The 16,884-nt window shown below is 50.3% G+C and carries 15 protein-coding genes; 3 read left to right on the top strand and 12 right to left on the bottom strand.

Annotation, left to right across the window (positions count from 1 at the left end; all coding sequences use genetic code 11):
- Nucleotides 1–31 precede the first annotated feature (31 nt).
- The 10 genes from EZV72_RS10045 to EZV72_RS10000 form a co-directional block, all read right to left on the bottom strand.
- Complete coding sequence (locus tag EZV72_RS10045) at nt 32–943, bottom strand: septal ring lytic transglycosylase RlpA family protein (RefSeq protein WP_137167123.1); 912 nt, start codon at nt 941–943, stop codon at nt 32–34.
- Nucleotides 940–2,058 carry a rod shape-determining protein RodA gene (gene rodA, locus EZV72_RS10040; RefSeq protein ID WP_137167122.1) on the bottom strand — a complete coding sequence of 373 codons (1,119 nt, stop codon included), beginning with the start codon at nt 2,056–2,058 and terminating at the stop codon, nt 940–942. The genes EZV72_RS10045 and rodA overlap by 4 nt, the downstream gene beginning before the upstream one ends.
- Nucleotides 2,055–3,959 (bottom strand): penicillin-binding protein 2, encoded by a 1,905-nt coding sequence (gene mrdA / locus EZV72_RS10035; protein ID WP_137167121.1) that lies wholly within the window; start codon nt 3,957–3,959, stop codon nt 2,055–2,057. Before mrdA ends, rodA begins: the two co-directional genes overlap by 4 nt.
- Before the next feature lie 6 nt (nt 3,960–3,965).
- Complete coding sequence (gene rlmH, locus EZV72_RS10030) at nt 3,966–4,436, bottom strand: 23S rRNA (pseudouridine(1915)-N(3))-methyltransferase RlmH (protein WP_137167120.1); 471 nt, start codon at nt 4,434–4,436, stop codon at nt 3,966–3,968.
- A gap of 66 nt (nt 4,437–4,502) precedes the next feature.
- On the bottom strand, nt 4,503–4,853 hold the full coding sequence (rsfS, locus tag EZV72_RS10025; RefSeq protein WP_408640813.1) for a ribosome silencing factor: 351 nt from the start codon (nt 4,851–4,853) through the stop codon (nt 4,503–4,505).
- A complete protein-coding gene (gene nadD / locus EZV72_RS10020; protein WP_137167118.1) occupies nt 4,846–5,520 on the bottom strand; it encodes a nicotinate (nicotinamide) nucleotide adenylyltransferase in 675 nt (224 codons plus the stop codon). Before nadD ends, rsfS begins: the two co-directional genes overlap by 8 nt.
- Nucleotides 5,520–6,542 (bottom strand): DNA polymerase III subunit delta, encoded by a 1,023-nt coding sequence (holA, locus tag EZV72_RS10015; protein ID WP_137167117.1) that lies wholly within the window; start codon nt 6,540–6,542, stop codon nt 5,520–5,522. Before holA ends, nadD begins: the two co-directional genes overlap by 1 nt.
- Nucleotides 6,543–6,547: 5 nt before the next feature.
- A complete protein-coding gene (locus tag EZV72_RS10010; RefSeq protein WP_137167116.1) occupies nt 6,548–7,057 on the bottom strand; it encodes an LPS-assembly lipoprotein LptE in 510 nt (169 codons plus the stop codon).
- Nucleotides 7,057–9,660: a leucine--tRNA ligase gene (leuS, locus tag EZV72_RS10005; RefSeq protein WP_137167115.1), complete on the bottom strand. Its 2,604-nt coding sequence runs from the start codon at nt 9,658–9,660 to the stop codon at nt 7,057–7,059. The genes EZV72_RS10010 and leuS overlap by 1 nt, the downstream gene beginning before the upstream one ends.
- Nucleotides 9,661–9,807: 147 nt before the next feature.
- Nucleotides 9,808–10,332, bottom strand: coding sequence for an SRPBCC domain-containing protein (locus EZV72_RS10000; protein ID WP_137167114.1), 525 nt, complete (start codon nt 10,330–10,332; stop codon nt 9,808–9,810).
- 106 nt (nt 10,333–10,438) lie between these two features.
- Here EZV72_RS10000 and EZV72_RS09995 point away from each other — a divergent pair, with 106 nt between their 5' ends.
- Nucleotides 10,439–12,847 carry a Lon protease family protein gene (locus EZV72_RS09995; protein ID WP_232364403.1) on the top strand — a complete coding sequence of 803 codons (2,409 nt, stop codon included), beginning with the start codon at nt 10,439–10,441 and terminating at the stop codon, nt 12,845–12,847.
- Between the two features lie 44 nt (nt 12,848–12,891).
- Here the strand turns inward: EZV72_RS09995 and EZV72_RS09990 are convergent, their stop codons facing one another.
- The gene (locus EZV72_RS09990) at nt 12,892–13,668 is read right to left on the bottom strand and encodes a 3-hydroxyacyl-CoA dehydrogenase (RefSeq protein ID WP_137167113.1); all 777 of its coding nucleotides are present in this window, start codon (nt 13,666–13,668) and stop codon (nt 12,892–12,894) included.
- Nucleotides 13,669–13,760: 92 nt separating this feature from the next.
- Nucleotides 13,761–14,054, bottom strand: coding sequence for a ribosome assembly RNA-binding protein YhbY (gene yhbY / locus EZV72_RS09985; protein ID WP_137167112.1), 294 nt, complete (start codon nt 14,052–14,054; stop codon nt 13,761–13,763).
- A gap of 92 nt (nt 14,055–14,146) precedes the next feature.
- Here yhbY and rlmE point away from each other — a divergent pair, with 92 nt between their 5' ends.
- Together rlmE and ftsH are read left to right on the top strand one after the other, a co-directional pair.
- Complete coding sequence (gene rlmE / locus EZV72_RS09980; protein ID WP_137167111.1) at nt 14,147–14,776, top strand: 23S rRNA (uridine(2552)-2'-O)-methyltransferase RlmE; 630 nt, start codon at nt 14,147–14,149, stop codon at nt 14,774–14,776.
- Nucleotides 14,777–14,912: 136 nt separating this feature from the next.
- Entirely contained in the window at nt 14,913–16,862 is a 1,950-nt protein-coding gene (gene ftsH / locus EZV72_RS09975) for an ATP-dependent zinc metalloprotease FtsH (RefSeq protein ID WP_137167110.1), read from the top strand.
- Nucleotides 16,863–16,884: the final 22 nt, after the last annotated feature.

Here is a 16,884-nt window from a genome sequence, read left to right as displayed (position 1 = left end):
TCATTACCTGACCGGCTAAACAAGAAGAATATTATAAATTTTCACTGACAGCATAGGCGTGTGGATAGCCATTATTTTTCAGCTCATCCAACAGCATTTGTACCTGAAAACGGTCTTTGAGCGGCCCTAAACGCAGCTTGTAGATATTATCTATCAGTGGAATCTGAGCCGGAACCTGATACAGCGCAGACAAAACATCAGAAACAGACTGCGCCCGTTGCAGGTCACTTAAGGCTGCCACCTGAATAAAGGTTTCCGATACCTCAGCCGGTGCCGGAGTATCGGGCTGTGGCTGAGATGCCTGTACTACTGCCATGTCCGGTTCAGGCTCTGTGGCCGGTGCGGGTGTTGGTGGTGTCAGCCCGGCATATTCGGCGTAACTGACGGTGGGCTGGTTACCTACCGTGACATTATTGTTTTCATCAAAATGAATAACTTCCAGGCGCACTTTTGCCGTGCCGTGTTTTTGATATCCCAGCCGGATAGCGGCAGCGTAGGACAAATCGATGATGCGGTCGGAATGAAATGGCCCGCGGTCATTAACCCTGACAACCGCACTGCGACCATTAGCCAGGTTAGTGACCCGGACAAAACTGGGCAGCGGCAGGGTTTTGTGCGCAGCGGTCATGGCGAACATATTGTAGGTTTCACCATTGGAGGTCAGATGGCCATGGAATTTCTGACCATACCAGGATGCAAAACCCTCCTGAGTAAAACCTTTGCCGGTCTGCATGGGGTAATAGCGTTTGCCCAGCACCTCATAAGCCCGGCTGTTAAACGGCTTATACGGCTCATAGCGGGGCGTGACATCACGCATATCAAGCTGATCATGGCCGCTGTTGGGGGCCGAGTCCTGGTGCTGAGCATACCGGCCAGAAGACTGACAGGCGGTCAGTAATATAATGCTGCTGACTACGAGCAGCTGAAATATCTGCTTTATCATCGTGATAAGAAGCGCTTTTGAGTTCCTATGGCCATCAGAATGCCAAAACCGGCCATCAAAGTCACCATTGAGGTGCCACCATAACTGACTAGCGGTAAAGGCACGCCTACCACCGGTAACAGTCCTGATACCATGCCCATGTTAACAAAAACATAAACAAAAAAGGTCAGGGTAATGCTGCCGGCCAGTAATTTACTGTAGGCGTCCTGCGCCCGGTTAGCAATCATCAGCCCACGGCCAATAATAAAAATATAAATTGCCAGCAGGGCCAGAATGCCGGCCAGGCCAAACTCTTCTGAAAAAACAGCAAAAATAAAATCGGTATGTCGTTCGGGTAAAAACTCCAGCTGGGACTGGGTGCCATGTAACCAGCCTTTACCCTCAAGGCCACCTGAGCCGATGGCAATTTTTGACTGAATAATATGATAGCCAGAGCCCAGCGGATCGCTTTCCGGATTCAGAAAAGTCAGTACCCGCTGCTTTTGATATTCTTTCATTAAAAAGAACCACATGACTGGTAAAAATGCACCGACCATGCCTGCAACAAGCGCAATCAGCCGCCAACTCATACCGGCCAGAAAAATCGCGAAAATACCGGAGCTGGCAACCAGCAGAGAGGTGCCCAGATCCGGTTGCTTGGCGATCAGAATAGTGGGTACAACCACCAGAATAAAGCCGGTAATAATATGCGTAGTCTTGGGGGGCAGGGTAAATTTACTGATGTACCAGGCTACCATCATAGGAACCGCCAGTTTCATCAGTTCTGATGGCTGAAAGCGGATAAATTTCAGGTCCAGCCAGCGCTGAGCACCTTTCCCCATATCCCCGAACAACAGCACGGCGATTAGCATTAGTAGCCCGGCAATATAGGCGTAGGTGGACAGTCTGCGGTAAGCCATCGGCGGCACCTGCGCCATACCAAACATGACTAGCGTGCCCACACCCAGACGGGCCAGCTGACGATCAATCTGGCCTACATCCTGCCCGGATGCGGAGTACAGGGTCACCAGACCGACTGCCATTAACACCAGCAAACCGGCCATCAGCACACCATCAATATGCAATCGTTCCAGCAGACTGGTTTTATTCTGTATCTGCGTTTTCTTTTGTTTCATGGTGCAGCCTCCTGGTCAGTGTCCTGGTTTGCCGGAGGATTGGCCGAAATATTTTCAAAATAATAATCCATAATCTGACGGGCAACCGGCGCGGCATTGGAGCTACCACCACCTGCATTTTCAATCACCACGGTCACGTTAACCTGAGGGTCCTTATAGGGCGCATAGCCAATATACATGGCGTTGTCTCGCAAGTGCTCGGCCACCTTATCGGCCTGATACGACTCATTCTGACCAATAGAAAACAGCTGGGCGGTACCGGATTTACCCGCTGAGACATAGTTGGCATCCTCAAAGGCTTTGCGTCCGGTTCCTTCTGATCCGTTCACCACATGCCACATGCCGTCTAACACCGTGTCCCAGTGTTTATCGCTTTGCACCTGGTACGGGCGCAGGGTTTTAGGGGCTTCCAGCGCCACACTGCCGTCATCATACATAAACCCGCGCAGCAATTGCGGCACATACCGTGTACCGTGATTAATCAGGGTGTTGACTGACTGATTCAGCTGTATGGGTGTGGCTGTCCAGAAGCTTTGGCCAATGCCCACCGGTATGGTATCTCCAATGTACCAGGGCTGATTAAAGCGGGCCCGTTTCCAGCCCCGGCTGGGCATATTGCCATCAGACTCTTCGTACAAATCGATACCCGTGTAGTCACCAAAACCAAATTCAGTCATAGTTTCGTTGATTTTATCTATACCCAGTTTATAGGCCAGGTCGTAATAAAAGGTGTCGCAGGACACCTCGATTGCCTTGGTGACATTGACCTTACCATGTCCCCATTTACGCCAGTCGCGCCAGACATGAGATACATTCGGCAAGCGGTAGCGGCCGGTGTCGTTGATGGTGTACTGCTTATCAATGGTCCCTGAATCCAGACCCACCAGTGCCAGATGGGGCTTGATGGTGGAGGCGGGCGGATACTGGCCCTGCGTGGCCCGGTTAATCAGCGGGCGGTCCGGCGAATTAAGCAGGCCACTGTAATTTTTACTACTGATACCATGCACAAACAGGTTCGGATCGTAACTGGGATTAGAATACAGCGCCAGTACGCCACCCGAGTTCGGGTCGCTGACCACCACCGTACCACGCTGACTTTCCAGGGTCTTTTGAACCGCCTGCTGCAGGCGTAAATCGATATTCAGTACAATATCTTTACCCGGCACCGGCGGCTCCACGCTCAGGGTTCGGATGATCCGGCCCTGACTGTTTACTTCGACCTGCTGATAACCCACCTCGCCATGCAAAATATCCTCATGGTATTTTTCAATACCCAGTTTGCCAATATCATGGGTGGCTGCGTAGTTATCGGCTTCACCGGCTTCAGATATTTTCTGCATGTCTTTTTTATTGATTTTGGCCACATAGCCCAGCATATGTGTCAGGGTGTCGCCATACGGGTAATGGCGTGACAAGCGAGCTTCAATCGACACGCCCGGAAATCTGTGCTGATGGGCGGAGAAGCGAGCGACTTCGTCTTCGCTTAGCTGAGTACGCAGAGCAACCGGTTTGAACCGGCGCTGACCCTTAAGGTCGTCCATAAAGTCCTGACGCTCTTCATCACTGATGCCCATCAAGCGTTGCAGGCGATCAAGCGTGGTATTTAAATCATCTATTTGTTCAGGAATGACTTCCAAACTGAAAACCGGGCGGTTTTCGGCCAGTAATATGCCGTTACGGTCAAAAATAAGGCCGCGGTTCGGCGCAACAGGGAGCACTTTGATGCGGTTGCCATTAGAGCGGGTCTGGTAGTCTTCGTGGTGCTTAACCTGCAATACGTACAGGTTACTCACTACAATCGCCAGCATGCCGATAACAATAAGCATGGCGATAAGTGCGCGGCGCGCAAATAGGTTTGCTTCGGCGCTGTGGTCCCGGATATGCTGACGTTTCCTTGCCATGTCCGGTTATTCTCTGTGATAGGGGTGGTTTTGCGTTACCGACCAGGCCCGGTACAGGCTCTCTGCAACAATAATCCGCACCAGGGGATGCGGCAGGGTAAGGGCAGATAGTGACCATTTTTGCTCAGCCGCAGCAATACATTCCGGGGCCAGGCCTTCCGGGCCACCAATTAGCAGACTGACATCCCGGCCATCCATTTTCCAGGCGTCGAGTTGTTTAGCCAGTTGCGGGGTATCCCACGATTTACCGGTGACTTCCAGAGTCACAATGCGGTTGTCTTTGGGGATGGCTGCCATCGTCAGCTGGCCTTCCTTGTGCAGAACTCGCTTGATATCTGCATTCTTGCCCCGCTTTTGCGCCGCAATTTCGGTAAAACTTACCGGTAAATCGGACGGAAAACGGCGGATGAACTCATCGACGCCCGCACTTACCCAGGCAGGCATTTTAGTGCCTACCGCCACTATCTGTATACGCACACTTCACCTTTTGATTCTGTGTAACGAAAAACACCGGATAACCCTCTGGCTATCCGTTAAACGCGTTTACGCCCAGAGTTTTTCCAGCTGATAAAAGTCGCGGGTTTCATCCTGCATAACATGCACAATAATTTCGCCCAGATCGACCAGCACCCATTCGCCGCTTTCTTTACCTTCCACACTCAGTGGAGCATGGCCAGCATGCTTTGCTTCAACCATCAGGTTGTCTGCAATGGCCATAACGTGGCGCTTTGAGTTACCAGAACAGATAATCATGGTGTCGGTGATGCTAGATTTGCCTTGTACATCCATTTCAATGATGTCGCGGCCTTTCATATCATCAATTTTGTCTACGACAAACTGCTTGAGTTTGGTGTTCTCCAAAAGGTCTCCTTTAACAGTAACGGTATCAGACATAAAGTCTCTTCTCTCTAATATAGTGTATGACTGCTGGGGACAGCCAATCATCGACATTAATAGCGGATGAATCGTTGTCCGGTGTTGCCAGTGCCTGTCGAAGCTGTGTTGAAGACACATCAAACAACGGCGACTGAGTAAAATAAATCTGACCTGACGGTCTGGTGGTCAGCTGTATCGGGCTTTCAACCTGATGCAGCTGTTTAAGCCGGGTAAGTTCGGATGACAAAACCGGCTCAGCGGCTGTCTGCGAACGGTGCCCAGCGGGTCTGCGCATCACCACCAGATGCGCAAGTTTAAGTAATTCAGGCCATTCAAACCAGGCGGTCAGTGATTGCCATGAATCCTCGCCCATAAAAAAACATAACGGCTCGTCAGCCTGTTGCTGGCGAATGGCCTGCAAGGTTTTTACGGTGTAGGAAGGTTCGGGCAACGACAGCTCAACAAGTTCAGGGTACAGCCGGGAGTCAACCTCACATACCCGTTTGACCATTTCAACCCGATGATGTTCACTGATGCCCGCGGTGCTCTTATGTGGGGGTATTTTGCATGGCATCAACCCCAGCCGGTCAAACCCCAGTTCACTCAGGGTATGGAGCGCTGCGCCAATATGGCCCTGATGTGGCGGATTAAACGTGCCGCCAAACAAACAGGTGACCGGCACCATCAGGCTCCTAATTCCATTGCCAGGGGAACCCCGGTGAATAACAAGCACAGATGCGCCAGTTTAACATAAGGGCGAATAATCTGGTTTTGTTTAAACGCAATATCGGCATCACGTACCTGATCGCGAATCTGTTCAAGCTGGGGTAAGGATAAGCGGTTCAGCGCGGCCTGATAAGCCGGCTGGCGATTACGCCAGATACCGTGACGCTGCCACTGTATCTGTTCGCCCCGACTCAGTTGTTTTTTCAGTTTCCATAGCAGCTGCCACTCCCGGGCGAGCGCCCAGACCACAATAGTAGGCTCAATGCCTTCACTTTCCAGCCGGTAGAGCATTTTGATACAGCGCTGCTGATCCCCGCTGAGCATCACATCCACCATCTGAAATACGGTAAAGCGTGATTGATCAACAATGATACTTTCCATTTGCGCACGGTCGATGGTTTGCCCGGCATAAACCAGCGCGAGCTTTTCCATCTCCTGATATGCCGCCATCATATTACCTTCGGTAAAATCGGCAATCAGTTGCACGCAGCTTTGGTCAGCGTGTAAGTCAAACGCTTTGAGGGTTTGGCCAATCCAGCTATGAAGCTGTTTTCCCTCAAGAGGATAGCAAATAGAAAAAACACCGATGGCATCCAGTGCTTTAAACCATTTGGCTTTTTGAATATCTTTGCCAATTTTGGGACCGTGAACCAGTAACAGGGTATCAGGCCCCAGTAAAGGTGCTATTTCCTGTAATGCTTTACTGCCTTCGGTGCCAGGTTTACCTGAGGGTAACTCCAGCTCGACCAGCTGAGCATTAGAAAATAAAGACATGCTCTGGGTGACTTCGTATAACTGATTCCAGTTGAAGTCTTTGTCGGCGACCAGTACGGTGCGCTCATCAAACCCGTTCTTTTTTGCCCTGGCGCGTAGTGCGTTGACCATTGAAAACTTTTGCTGTGGCTCATCGCCAAACAGCAAATAGCAGGGCTTGAGGCCCTGCCTGAGTTCTGCATCAAATTTATTCGGGTAAACCTGCATGGGTATTACAGTTCACTGGCCTGTCGGGCCAGCTGCCGGATAATCCGGTCTGCGGCTTCATTACGCATCTCACCTACAACCAAATCAAGTTCTCTGGACTTAGCCAGCACCTGATCGGGATCATCCTGATAATCACGCAAAATTTCAAAATAACCGCGAATCGGTTCATGATCCGGGAAGGTCACCTGATAAGTCACCCCATAAATCAGTTCATATTCTGCCACCTGACCGGTGGAGAACACCGACAACAGCCGGCGCTCCAGGGTCTCAGGCATGAGCTGAATAATGGCGGTGTCATTATTCCCGGTCAGCTGGGACAGGGCTACACGATTGATCTGGTAAACATCCAGCCGCTCGTTCAGCGCCCGTTCTAATAATGCATGGGGCTTTACTGCCGTCACTGCCACCGACTCAATATTCGGTGGCAGTGCCTGTGACCCGCGCAAGTGAAAGCCGCAGCCTGCCATCAGCAGACCGGTCAGCAGTGCAACAGCAAGTAAAACGTGCTTTTTCATTAGTTCGCCACAATGTTGACCAGTTTACCCGGCACCACAATGACCTTGCGGACTGTTTTGCCTTCGATAAACTGAATAACGTTTGCCTGTGCCATTGCCTCGGCTTCGACTTCCTCTTTAGACGCTGATGCACTGAGGGTAATTTTAGCCCGCAGTTTGCCGTTAACCTGAACGATGATCAGTTTTTCATCTTCTACCAGCGCATCTTTGTCAGCCTGTGGCCAGCCCGCAAACTCAATGTCTGTGGTGTGACCCAGTGCCTGCCATAACTCATGACATACGTGAGGCGTGATAGGGTTTAGCAGCTTCAGCACAGCCTCAACCGCTTCACGCATGATCGCACGATCGGTATCACTGTCCTGCGGTGCTTTTTGCAAGCTGTTCAGCAGTTCCATCACCGCAGCAACCGCAGTGTTGAAGGTCTGGCGACGGCCCAGATCGTCGGACACTTTTTCGATGGTTTTATGCACATCACGACGCAGATCTTTTTGTGCTTTAGACAGGCTGGCCACATCCAGTGTACCGGCAGTGCCAGCGTCAAGATGATCATGTACCAGTTTCCAGATTCTGCGCAGGAAGCGGTTCGCTCCCTCAACGCCTGAGTCTACCCATTCCAGCGTTTGCTCTGGCGGCGCAGCGAACATCGTAAATAAACGCACAGTATCGGCGCCGTACTGATCGATAACCTGCTGCGGGTCGATGCCATTATTTTTCGACTTCGACATTTTGGTCATACCGCCGTGTATTACAGGCTCACCAGACTCAGTCAGCCAGGCTTTAACGATACGGCCTTTATCATCTTTTTCGGTGCTGACATCCAGCGGAGCGTGCCAGGTCTTTTTACCTGCTGCATCTTCAGTGTAATAAGAATCAGCCAGTACCATACCCTGACACAGCAAACGTTTAAACGGCTCGTCAGATTCGACCAGACCTTCATCACGCAGCAATTTGTGGAAAAAACGTGAATACAACAGGTGCAGGATAGCATGTTCAATACCACCCACGTACTGATCGACCGGTAACCAGTGATTTGCCTGAGCCGGGTCCAGCATGGCCTCATGGTTTTGAGCACAGGCATAACGGGCGTAATACCATGATGATTCCATAAAGGTGTCGAAGGTATCGGTTTCACGCAGGGCAGGCTGGCCGTTGTACGTGGTTTTTGCCCACTCTGGATCCGCTTTGATTGGCGAGGTAACCCCATCCATCTCTACATCTTCAGGCAGGGTGACGGGTAACTGATCGGCCGGAACAGGTACAGACTCGCCATTTTCCAGATTCAGCATCGGAATCGGCGTACCCCAGTAGCGCTGACGGCTCACGCCCCAGTCGCGCAGACGGTAATTAACTTTTTTACTGCCTTTACCCTGTTCTTCCAGTTGTGCTGCAATTTTATCAAATGCTTCAGCCGAGGACAGACCGTCAAACTCAGCAGAGTTTACCAGCAGGCCTTTTTCGGTGTACGCCGCCTGGCTCAGATCGCAGTCATCCTGAGCACCATCAGCCGGTGTAATCACTTGTTTGATGGGCAGGTCATATTTAGTGGCAAATTCCCAGTCGCGCTGATCGTGGCCCGGTACCGCCATGACGGCGCCAGAGCCATAATCCATCAGCACAAAATTAGCCGCCCATACCGGTACAGTTTCACCGGTCAGCGGATGTACGGCGTATAAACCGGTCGCACAGCCTTTTTTCTCCATGGTGGCCAGTTCTGCCTCGGCGACCTTGGTGTTTTTGCATTCTTCAATAAATGCTGCCAGCTCCGGATTATTGCGCGCGGCTTGTTCTGCCAGCGGATGTTGTGCAGCAATGCCCACGTAGGTTACACCATACAAGGTGTCCGGGCGGGTGGTGTATACCGACAGCGCACCTGACTCGCCATTTTCGTCCTGCAGGGCAAAATCAATTTCAACCCCTTCAGAGCGACCAATCCAGTTTGCCTGCATCGCCCGAACCTGATCCGGCCATTCTTCCAGCTTTTCCAGATCGCTGAGCAGTTCTTCTGCATAATCGGTAATCTTGATAAACCACTGAGGAATTTCTTTTTGTTCAACCAGCGCGCCAGAGCGCCAGCCGCGACCGTCGATAACCTGCTCGTTAGCTAGCACGGTCTGATCAACAGGGTCCCAGTTAACCGTAGAATTTTTCTTGTATACCAGACCTTTTTCGTACAGGCGGGTGAAAAACCACTGTTCCCAGCGATAGTAATCTGGCTTACAGGTAGCTACTTCACGATCCCAGTCGTAGCCAAAGCCCAGCGATTTAAGCTGACCTTTCATGTACTCGATATTGGAGTAAGTCCACTTGGCTGGCGCGGTTTTATTGTTAATTGCCGCATTTTCAGCCGGCAGACCAAACGCATCCCAGCCCATTGGCTGAAGTACATTTTTGCCCTGCATCCGCTGAAAACGACTGATTACATCACCAATGGTGTAATTACGTACGTGACCCATATGCAAACGGCCACTGGGATAAGGGAACATCGACAGACAGTAAAATTTTTCCTGGTCGGGATTCTCAGTTGCTTTGAATGACTGGTTTTGTGCCCAGTATTGCTGAACCTGCTGCTCGATCTCTTTAGGGTTATACTGTTTTTCGGCCATGAAAATAAGGCTTCCGCGTTGAATTCGTGTGTAGATATAATTAAGCCGCATAGAATACCCCAGCGGCCTAGGTTGCCACAATAGCAGCGCGGTATTTTGGTGTTTTAGTGCCGCTTTTGTAACCAGTTCAGTTAACCGGGTACGGCACTACTGTTGCTGACGGTCGGCATAAGTGGCCAGTGCCTGTAACTGACCGGCCTGGACCTGATCCACGATGTTAGCCAGTTTCTCAAATCCCTGCGGGTAAAAGCCGGAAACATGGTATGACAAACTAATATGGCTGCCATCCTCTGCCGGCGTTATCTGCCAGTTCAAAGTACCTTGCAGGCCCAGCTGCTGTAACGGACCAAGCCCGCCGGTCATCCGCAGTAAAAACGGTGGCTGTACGTAGCTGACCTGCATATGCAGCGCTTCGTTGCTGTCGTTTTTTTCACAGAAACAGCCGCCGGCCTGCGGGTCAATCGATAAGGTGCCTTCCCACCAGGTGTGATCCTCAGGCCACCATTGATCCACATCATTTACCAGATATTCCCATAGCTGAGGTGCACTGACGGTAGTTACCGCCGTATTGGTCAGCACAAAGCCCTGGCTGCCAACCGCATCCACATGAGCGTGAGCAGCGGGGACTGCAGCGCCCAGTAACAGAGGAAAAAATAGCGAAGCAGGTTTCATATTTAATTACCGATGGTTTTTTGTGCAGATTAAGCGCCTTTTTGCCAGACTGCAAGACAGGTTGATTGACAGGGTCTGAAATTCACGTTTCACTTAAGCAAAAGTGATGATAATCAAAACTATGACCGATGCAGTAAACCCGTTGAAGCTGAACTCTGAGCAGTTAGCGCCGCGAATTAATAAGCGCATGATCACGCAGGCCCTGAAAGACGATGCGGCTTTAAATGCGACCTTTATTGGCCAGGAGCGCGCTCGTGAAGCGCTGGATTTTGGCCTGGCCATTCGTGCCAAAGGCTATAACCTGTATGTGATGGGTGAGGCCGCCACGGGCCGGTTTACACTGGTTCAGGACCATATTGAACGGGCTGCGGCGACTTTGCCGTCGCCGGATGACTGGTGTTATATCGCGAACCTGGAAGATGAGCGAGAACCGGTGCTGTTACGTTTACCGGCCGGCGAGGCCCGCCAGTTTCATAAAGTAATGCAAAGCCTGATTAATGATTTGCTGGCGACCTTTCCGGCCGCGTTCGACAACCCTGGCTACCAGCGCCGTAAAGCCGCCATTAACCGCGAGTATGACCAGCGTTACGATGAAGCGCTGGATAGCGTAGAGCGCTATGCTAATGCTAATCAGGTGGCGATGCTTGAAGAAGGCGGTAATATCTCGTTTGCCCCGATGGTTGAGGGCAAGCCCATTAATGAAACGCAGTTTGCCGGGCTGGCTGACAGCGAGCGCAAATATTACTATGATCTGGTTGATGAGCTGGAAAATCGTCTGAGCGAAAGTTTGCTGAGTTTGCCGGTGTGGAAACGCGAAAATGCCGAAAAACTGAGTAAGCTGGACCGTGAAACTGCGGAAAACGGAATTCGCCCGTTACTGAAAAGGCTGGAGCACGATTACTCGGGCAATCTGGTGATATTGAAGTATTTGCGCAAACTGCGTACTCATCTGACCGACACGATCGTGTCGCTGCTGGTAGAAGAAGCCCGGGAAGATAAACCGGATGAGCTTGATCGCCGCGCATACCTTGAAGAAACCTATCTGCCCAATATTCTGGTTTCTCATCAGTATGACGCCGGTGCCCCGATTGTTTATGAGCCCAATCCGACTTATCAGAACCTGTTTGGCAAAATTGAGTACACCAATGTTCATGGCAGTGTATTTACCAATTTCAGGATGATTCGGGCCGGAGCCCTGCATAAAGCCAACGGCGGTTATCTGCTATTGGATGTGGATCAGGTGGTGGAGCAGCCATATGTATGGGAAACCCTGAAACTGGCGATTAAATCCGGTGTGTTGAAAATGGACTTACCACAGCAGGACTTTGGTATGGTGAATGCCATCACCCTGAATCCGCAGCCGATGGAGCTGAATGTTAAGGTGGTGCTGCTTGGCTCACGGGACCTGTACTACACCTTGCAGGATTATGATGACGAGTTTGAGGAGCTATTTCGGGTGTTAGTGGATTTTGACCACGATATTCCGGTCACCCGTCAGGCTTTATTTGATTTTGTGGGCAAGGTGCGCCAGCACGCCGCATCCATTGGCCTGAACCAGATCAGTTCCGGGGCCATGGTGCGTCTGGTCCAGTATTCATTGCGTATGGCAGAGCATCGGGACAAGTTATCTGCCCATATTGCAGAGATTCTGGAGCTGGTAAATGAAGCGGCCTTTTATAGTCAGCGGGCCGGCACTGCGGAGCTTGAAAATACCCATATTGAAACTGCATTGCAGGCTAAAAAACGTCGCACCGGGCGGGTTAGTCAGTCATTACTTGATGATATAAAAGAAGGCCATGTGCTGATTGATACTCAGGGCCATGCGGTGGGGAAGGTCAATGGCCTGACCGTACTGGATATTGGAGATACCGCATTTGGCACGCCCGCCAGAATTACCTCAACGGTTTATGCCGGCTCTAATGGTGTAGTGGATATTGAGCGGGAAGTGGAACTGGGACAGTCCATTCACTCGAAAGGGGTGATGCTGCTGACCGGTTATCTGGGTAATAAATATGCCCAGCATTTTCCGCTGACGCTGTCAGCCAATATTGCGCTGGAGCAGTCCTATGGTCATATCGACGGGGACAGTGCGTCACTCGGTGAGCTGGTTGCCCTGATTTCGGCGCTGACCGATTTACCGGCCAATCAGAGTCTGGCCATTACCGGATCGATAAACCAGTATGGTGAGGTACAGGCTGTAGGTGGTGTAAATGAGAAAATCGAAGGTTTTTTTGATTTATGCCAGCATCGGGGACTGACCGGCGAACAGGGGGTGGTAATTCCAAAGTCCAATGCGGTGAATCTGGTGTTGGATAAAACCGTAATTGATGCCGTGAAACGAGGAAAATTTCATATTTACACCGTCGCTACAGTGGATGAGGCGCTTGGTTTGTTAATGGAAAAAGAGCCTGGTGTGCTGTCGGCCCGGGGGCGTTATCCGAAAAACAGCATTAATTACCATGCGGTAAACCGGTTGTATAATATTTCACTGATTGTTAATGGCGGTGAAGAATAAAAAAAGCCCGGCTTAAGCTATAAGCCGGGCTTTTTTGCGCGGAATTATTTCGGTGGCATGCGCAAAGCGCCATCCAGACGAATCGTTTCCCCGTTTATATAAGTGTTCTGGCTGATATGACAGACCAGGCTGGCAAATTCTTCGGGTAAGCCCAGCCGTTTAGGGTAGGGAACATTGGCAGACAGGGCATCCTGAACTTTATCTGGCATAGCCAGCAGCAAGGGCGTACCCATCACACCCGGTGCAATGGTATTTACCCTGATCCCCAGCGGCGCCAGATCCCGGGCCATTGGCAAGGTTAAAGCGATGATCCCACCCTTACTGGCAGCGTAGGCGGTTTGTCCGATTTGACCCTCATAGCCGGCAATAGAAGCCGTGTTAATAATGACCCCGCGTTCCCCGGCATCATTCAGTGGTGGTTGCGCAGCCATTTTAGCCGCTACCAGACGAGCCACGTTAAAAGTACCGACAAGGTTAATATCAATGGTTTTTTGAAAACCGGATAATGGCGCGGGCTGGCCATCACGGTCAAGGGTGCGGGAAGCCGGTGCAATACCGGCGCAGTTTACACAAAGGTGAATAGCACCAAAGCGCTCTGTGACCTGATTCAGTGCTTGCTCAATATTGCCCTCATCACGAACATCAACCTGGCAAAACAGAGTGTGCTGTTCATCCAGTTCGGCGACGCGCTGGACGCCTTGTTCATGATTCAGGTCCAGCAGGGCAACATTAGCCCCTGCGGCCCGCAGGGCAACCGCGGTGGCATGTCCCAGACCAGAGCAGCCACCAGTTACAACAGCAGTTAAGTTTTTCAATTCCATCGTTATTCTTCATAGTGCAACATAGCAACGATACTACGCGCATTTCAAAAAAATAACTATTTTTTAACGCTGTGGTAACCAGTCAGGTTGATTTATTTTGGCAACTGAATTTTACGCTCTTCAGAAGGGCGATAGATAATCAGCGTGTGGCCGATCACCTGAACTTTGACTGCCTCTGTTTCACGTACAATGGCATCAATGATCAGGGTTTTTTCTTCTCTGTCGTCGGTAGGTACCTTCACTTTGATCAGTTCATGGTGGTTTAGCGCGTTGTCGATTTCAGCAACAACTCCTTCGGTTAGTCCATTGCCGCCCAGTTGTACAACCGGTTTTAATGAATGGGCCAGGCCTTTGAGAAATTGCTTTTGTTTATTGGAAAGTTTCATTACTCGAATTTCTTTAATTAATTAGCGTTTAGATCTTGAAAAGGCATATTCTAACGCCATCTTCACCACATTCCCAATGACAAAGTGACACAATGACAAAAAAGAAGCATACCGCGAGCAGTAAACGCTGGTTGAAAGAACATTTTGATGATCATTATGTCCAACAGGCTCAGAAACAAGGGTTTCGGTCCCGGGCAATCTTTAAACTGGAAGAGATTCAGGAAAAAGATAAATTAATCAAACCGGGGATGACAGTGGTCGACCTGGGGGCTGCTCCGGGCGGCTGGTCGCAGCTTGCCACCAAGCTGACCGGCGATAACGGTCAGGTCATTGCCTGTGACATTCTGGATATGGATCCGATTGCCGGCGTTGATTTTCTTAAAGGCGATTTTCGCGAAGATGCAGTGTTAGATGCGCTGTTGAACAGAATCGGAGGTCGCAACGTAGAAGTTATATTGTCAGATATGGCACCAAATTTATCTGGCAATAATGCGGTCGATCAGGCCCAGTCTATGTATTTGTGTGATTTGGCGCTGGATATGTGTCATCAGGTACTCAAGCCCGGTGGAGATTTTGTAATAAAAGTTTTCCAGGGCGAAGGGTTTGATGAATATCTTAAACAGCTAAAACAAACATTTACTGTTGTTAAAACCCGAAAGCCCGATTCATCGCGGGCGCGTTCGCGGGAAGTCTATCTGGTGGCTTGCGGCTACAAAATGTAGTAGGCTAGCAAATAGCGAAATAGGAACAAATTCGTCCGGTTTAAGAAAGATTAAGGTGGCGTTCAGGCATTAGGTTGCTATGCTGTGAGTATCCGGTCTTTCTCCTTAATCCGGTTTTTTTTAGAGGTTAGTAGCATTGAGCGATATGGCAAAAAACTTAATTTTATGGTTAGTTATCGCTGTGGTTCTGATGTCGGTTTTCCAGAGTTTTTCTCCGGGTGAATCAACACGGGCACAGACTGATTACACCACATTCCTGAAAGAAGCTAATCAGGGCAATATCCGTGAAGTAAAAATAGACAGTGAATCACGGGAGATTCGCGGTACCAAACGGTCCGGCGAAACTTTTGTCACTTATATTCCTTACTTTGACGATAAACTGGTTTCTGATCTTGCTGCCAAGGACGTTCGCATCTATGGCGAGCCGCCTGAGAAACCTTCAATTCTAACGTCAATTTTCATTTCCTGGTTCCCAATGCTACTTCTGATCGCCGTGTGGATTTTCTTCATGCGCCAGATGCAGGGCGGCGGTGGCCGTGGCGCGATGTCTTTCGGTAAGAGTAAGGCACGTTTGCTGGGCGAAGATCAGATTAAAACGACATTTGCTGATGTGGCTGGTTGTGACGAAGCTAAAGAAGATGTTTCTGAGCTGGTCGATTTCCTGCGTGATCCGTCAAAATTCCAGAAGCTGGGTGGTAAAATCCCTAAAGGCGTACTGATGGTAGGCCCACCGGGTACCGGTAAAACATTGTTGGCAAAAGCCATTGCCGGTGAAGCTAAAGTGCCGTTCTTTACTATCTCTGGTTCAGATTTTGTTGAGATGTTCGTAGGGGTGGGTGCATCCCGGGTTCGTGACATGTTCGAGCAGGCGAAAAAATCAGCGCCTTGCATCATCTTTATCGATGAAATCGATGCTGTCGGTCGTCAGCGTGGCGCCGGTCTGGGTGGTGGTCACGACGAGCGTGAGCAAACCCTGAACCAGATGCTGGTTGAAATGGATGGTTTTGAAGGTCATGAAGGCATTATTGTAATTGCAGCCACTAACCGTCCTGACGTACTGGATCCTGCACTTCTGCGTCCTGGTCGTTTTGACCGCCAGGTAGTCGTTGGCCTGCCGGACATCCGTGGTCGTGAGCATATCCTTAAAGTGCACATGCGTAAGGTGCCTATTGGCGATAACGTTGAACCTGCTGTGATTGCCCGTGGTACGCCTGGCTTCTCAGGTGCTGATTTAGCTAACCTGGTTAACGAAGCAGCTCTGTTCGCAGCCCGTGCTAACAAGCGTCTGGTATCGATGGAAGAGTTCGACAAGGCAAAAGATAAAATCATGATGGGCGCTGAGCGCAAGTCGATGGTGATGTCGGAAGATGAAAAATCTATGACCGCTTATCATGAAGCCGGCCACGCTATTGTTGGTCGCCTGGTTCCAGAGCATGATCCGGTTTATAAAGTGTCGATTATTCCGCGTGGTCGTGCGTTGGGTGTGACCATGTATTTGCCAGAGCAGGATCGTGTGAGTCACTCTAAACAGCATCTTGAAAGTATGATTTCAAGCTTGTTTGGTGGTCGTATTGCTGAACAGATCATCTATGGTGACGATAAGGTAACTACAGGGGCGTCAAACGATATTGAGCGGGCCACTGATATTGCCCGTAAGATGGTCACTCAATGGGGTCTGTCTAGCAAAATGGGACCAATGCTTTACGCTGAGGAAGAAGGCGAAGTATTCTTGGGTAAATCTATGTCGAAGGCATCGAGCATGTCTGATGATACAGCCCGGGCCATTGATGCTGAAATCAAGGCGATTATTGATAACAACTATGATCGCGCCTACAAGATTCTGGAAGACAACATCGACATTCTGCACTCAATGCGTGACGCACTGATGAAGTACGAAACTATTGATGCGAAACAAATTGATGATCTGATGAATCGTACCGACGTTCGTCCACCGTCTGACTGGGAAGACCGCACGCCAAAAGATGGCGACAAGCCTAGTGGCGGCAAACCTTCCAGAGAAGGTGAAATTACCAGTGATGGCGTTGATAAGCCATCAGTAGGTAAGCCCGGCGACCTGCCAAGCTAAATAAAAAACGCCAGCTTAAGCT

It is taken from the genome of Salinimonas lutimaris (genome assembly GCF_005222225.1).
GTDB classification, from domain to species: domain Bacteria; phylum Pseudomonadota; class Gammaproteobacteria; order Enterobacterales; family Alteromonadaceae; genus Alteromonas; species Alteromonas lutimaris.
This window is presented reverse-complemented; position numbering and strand designations above follow the sequence as displayed.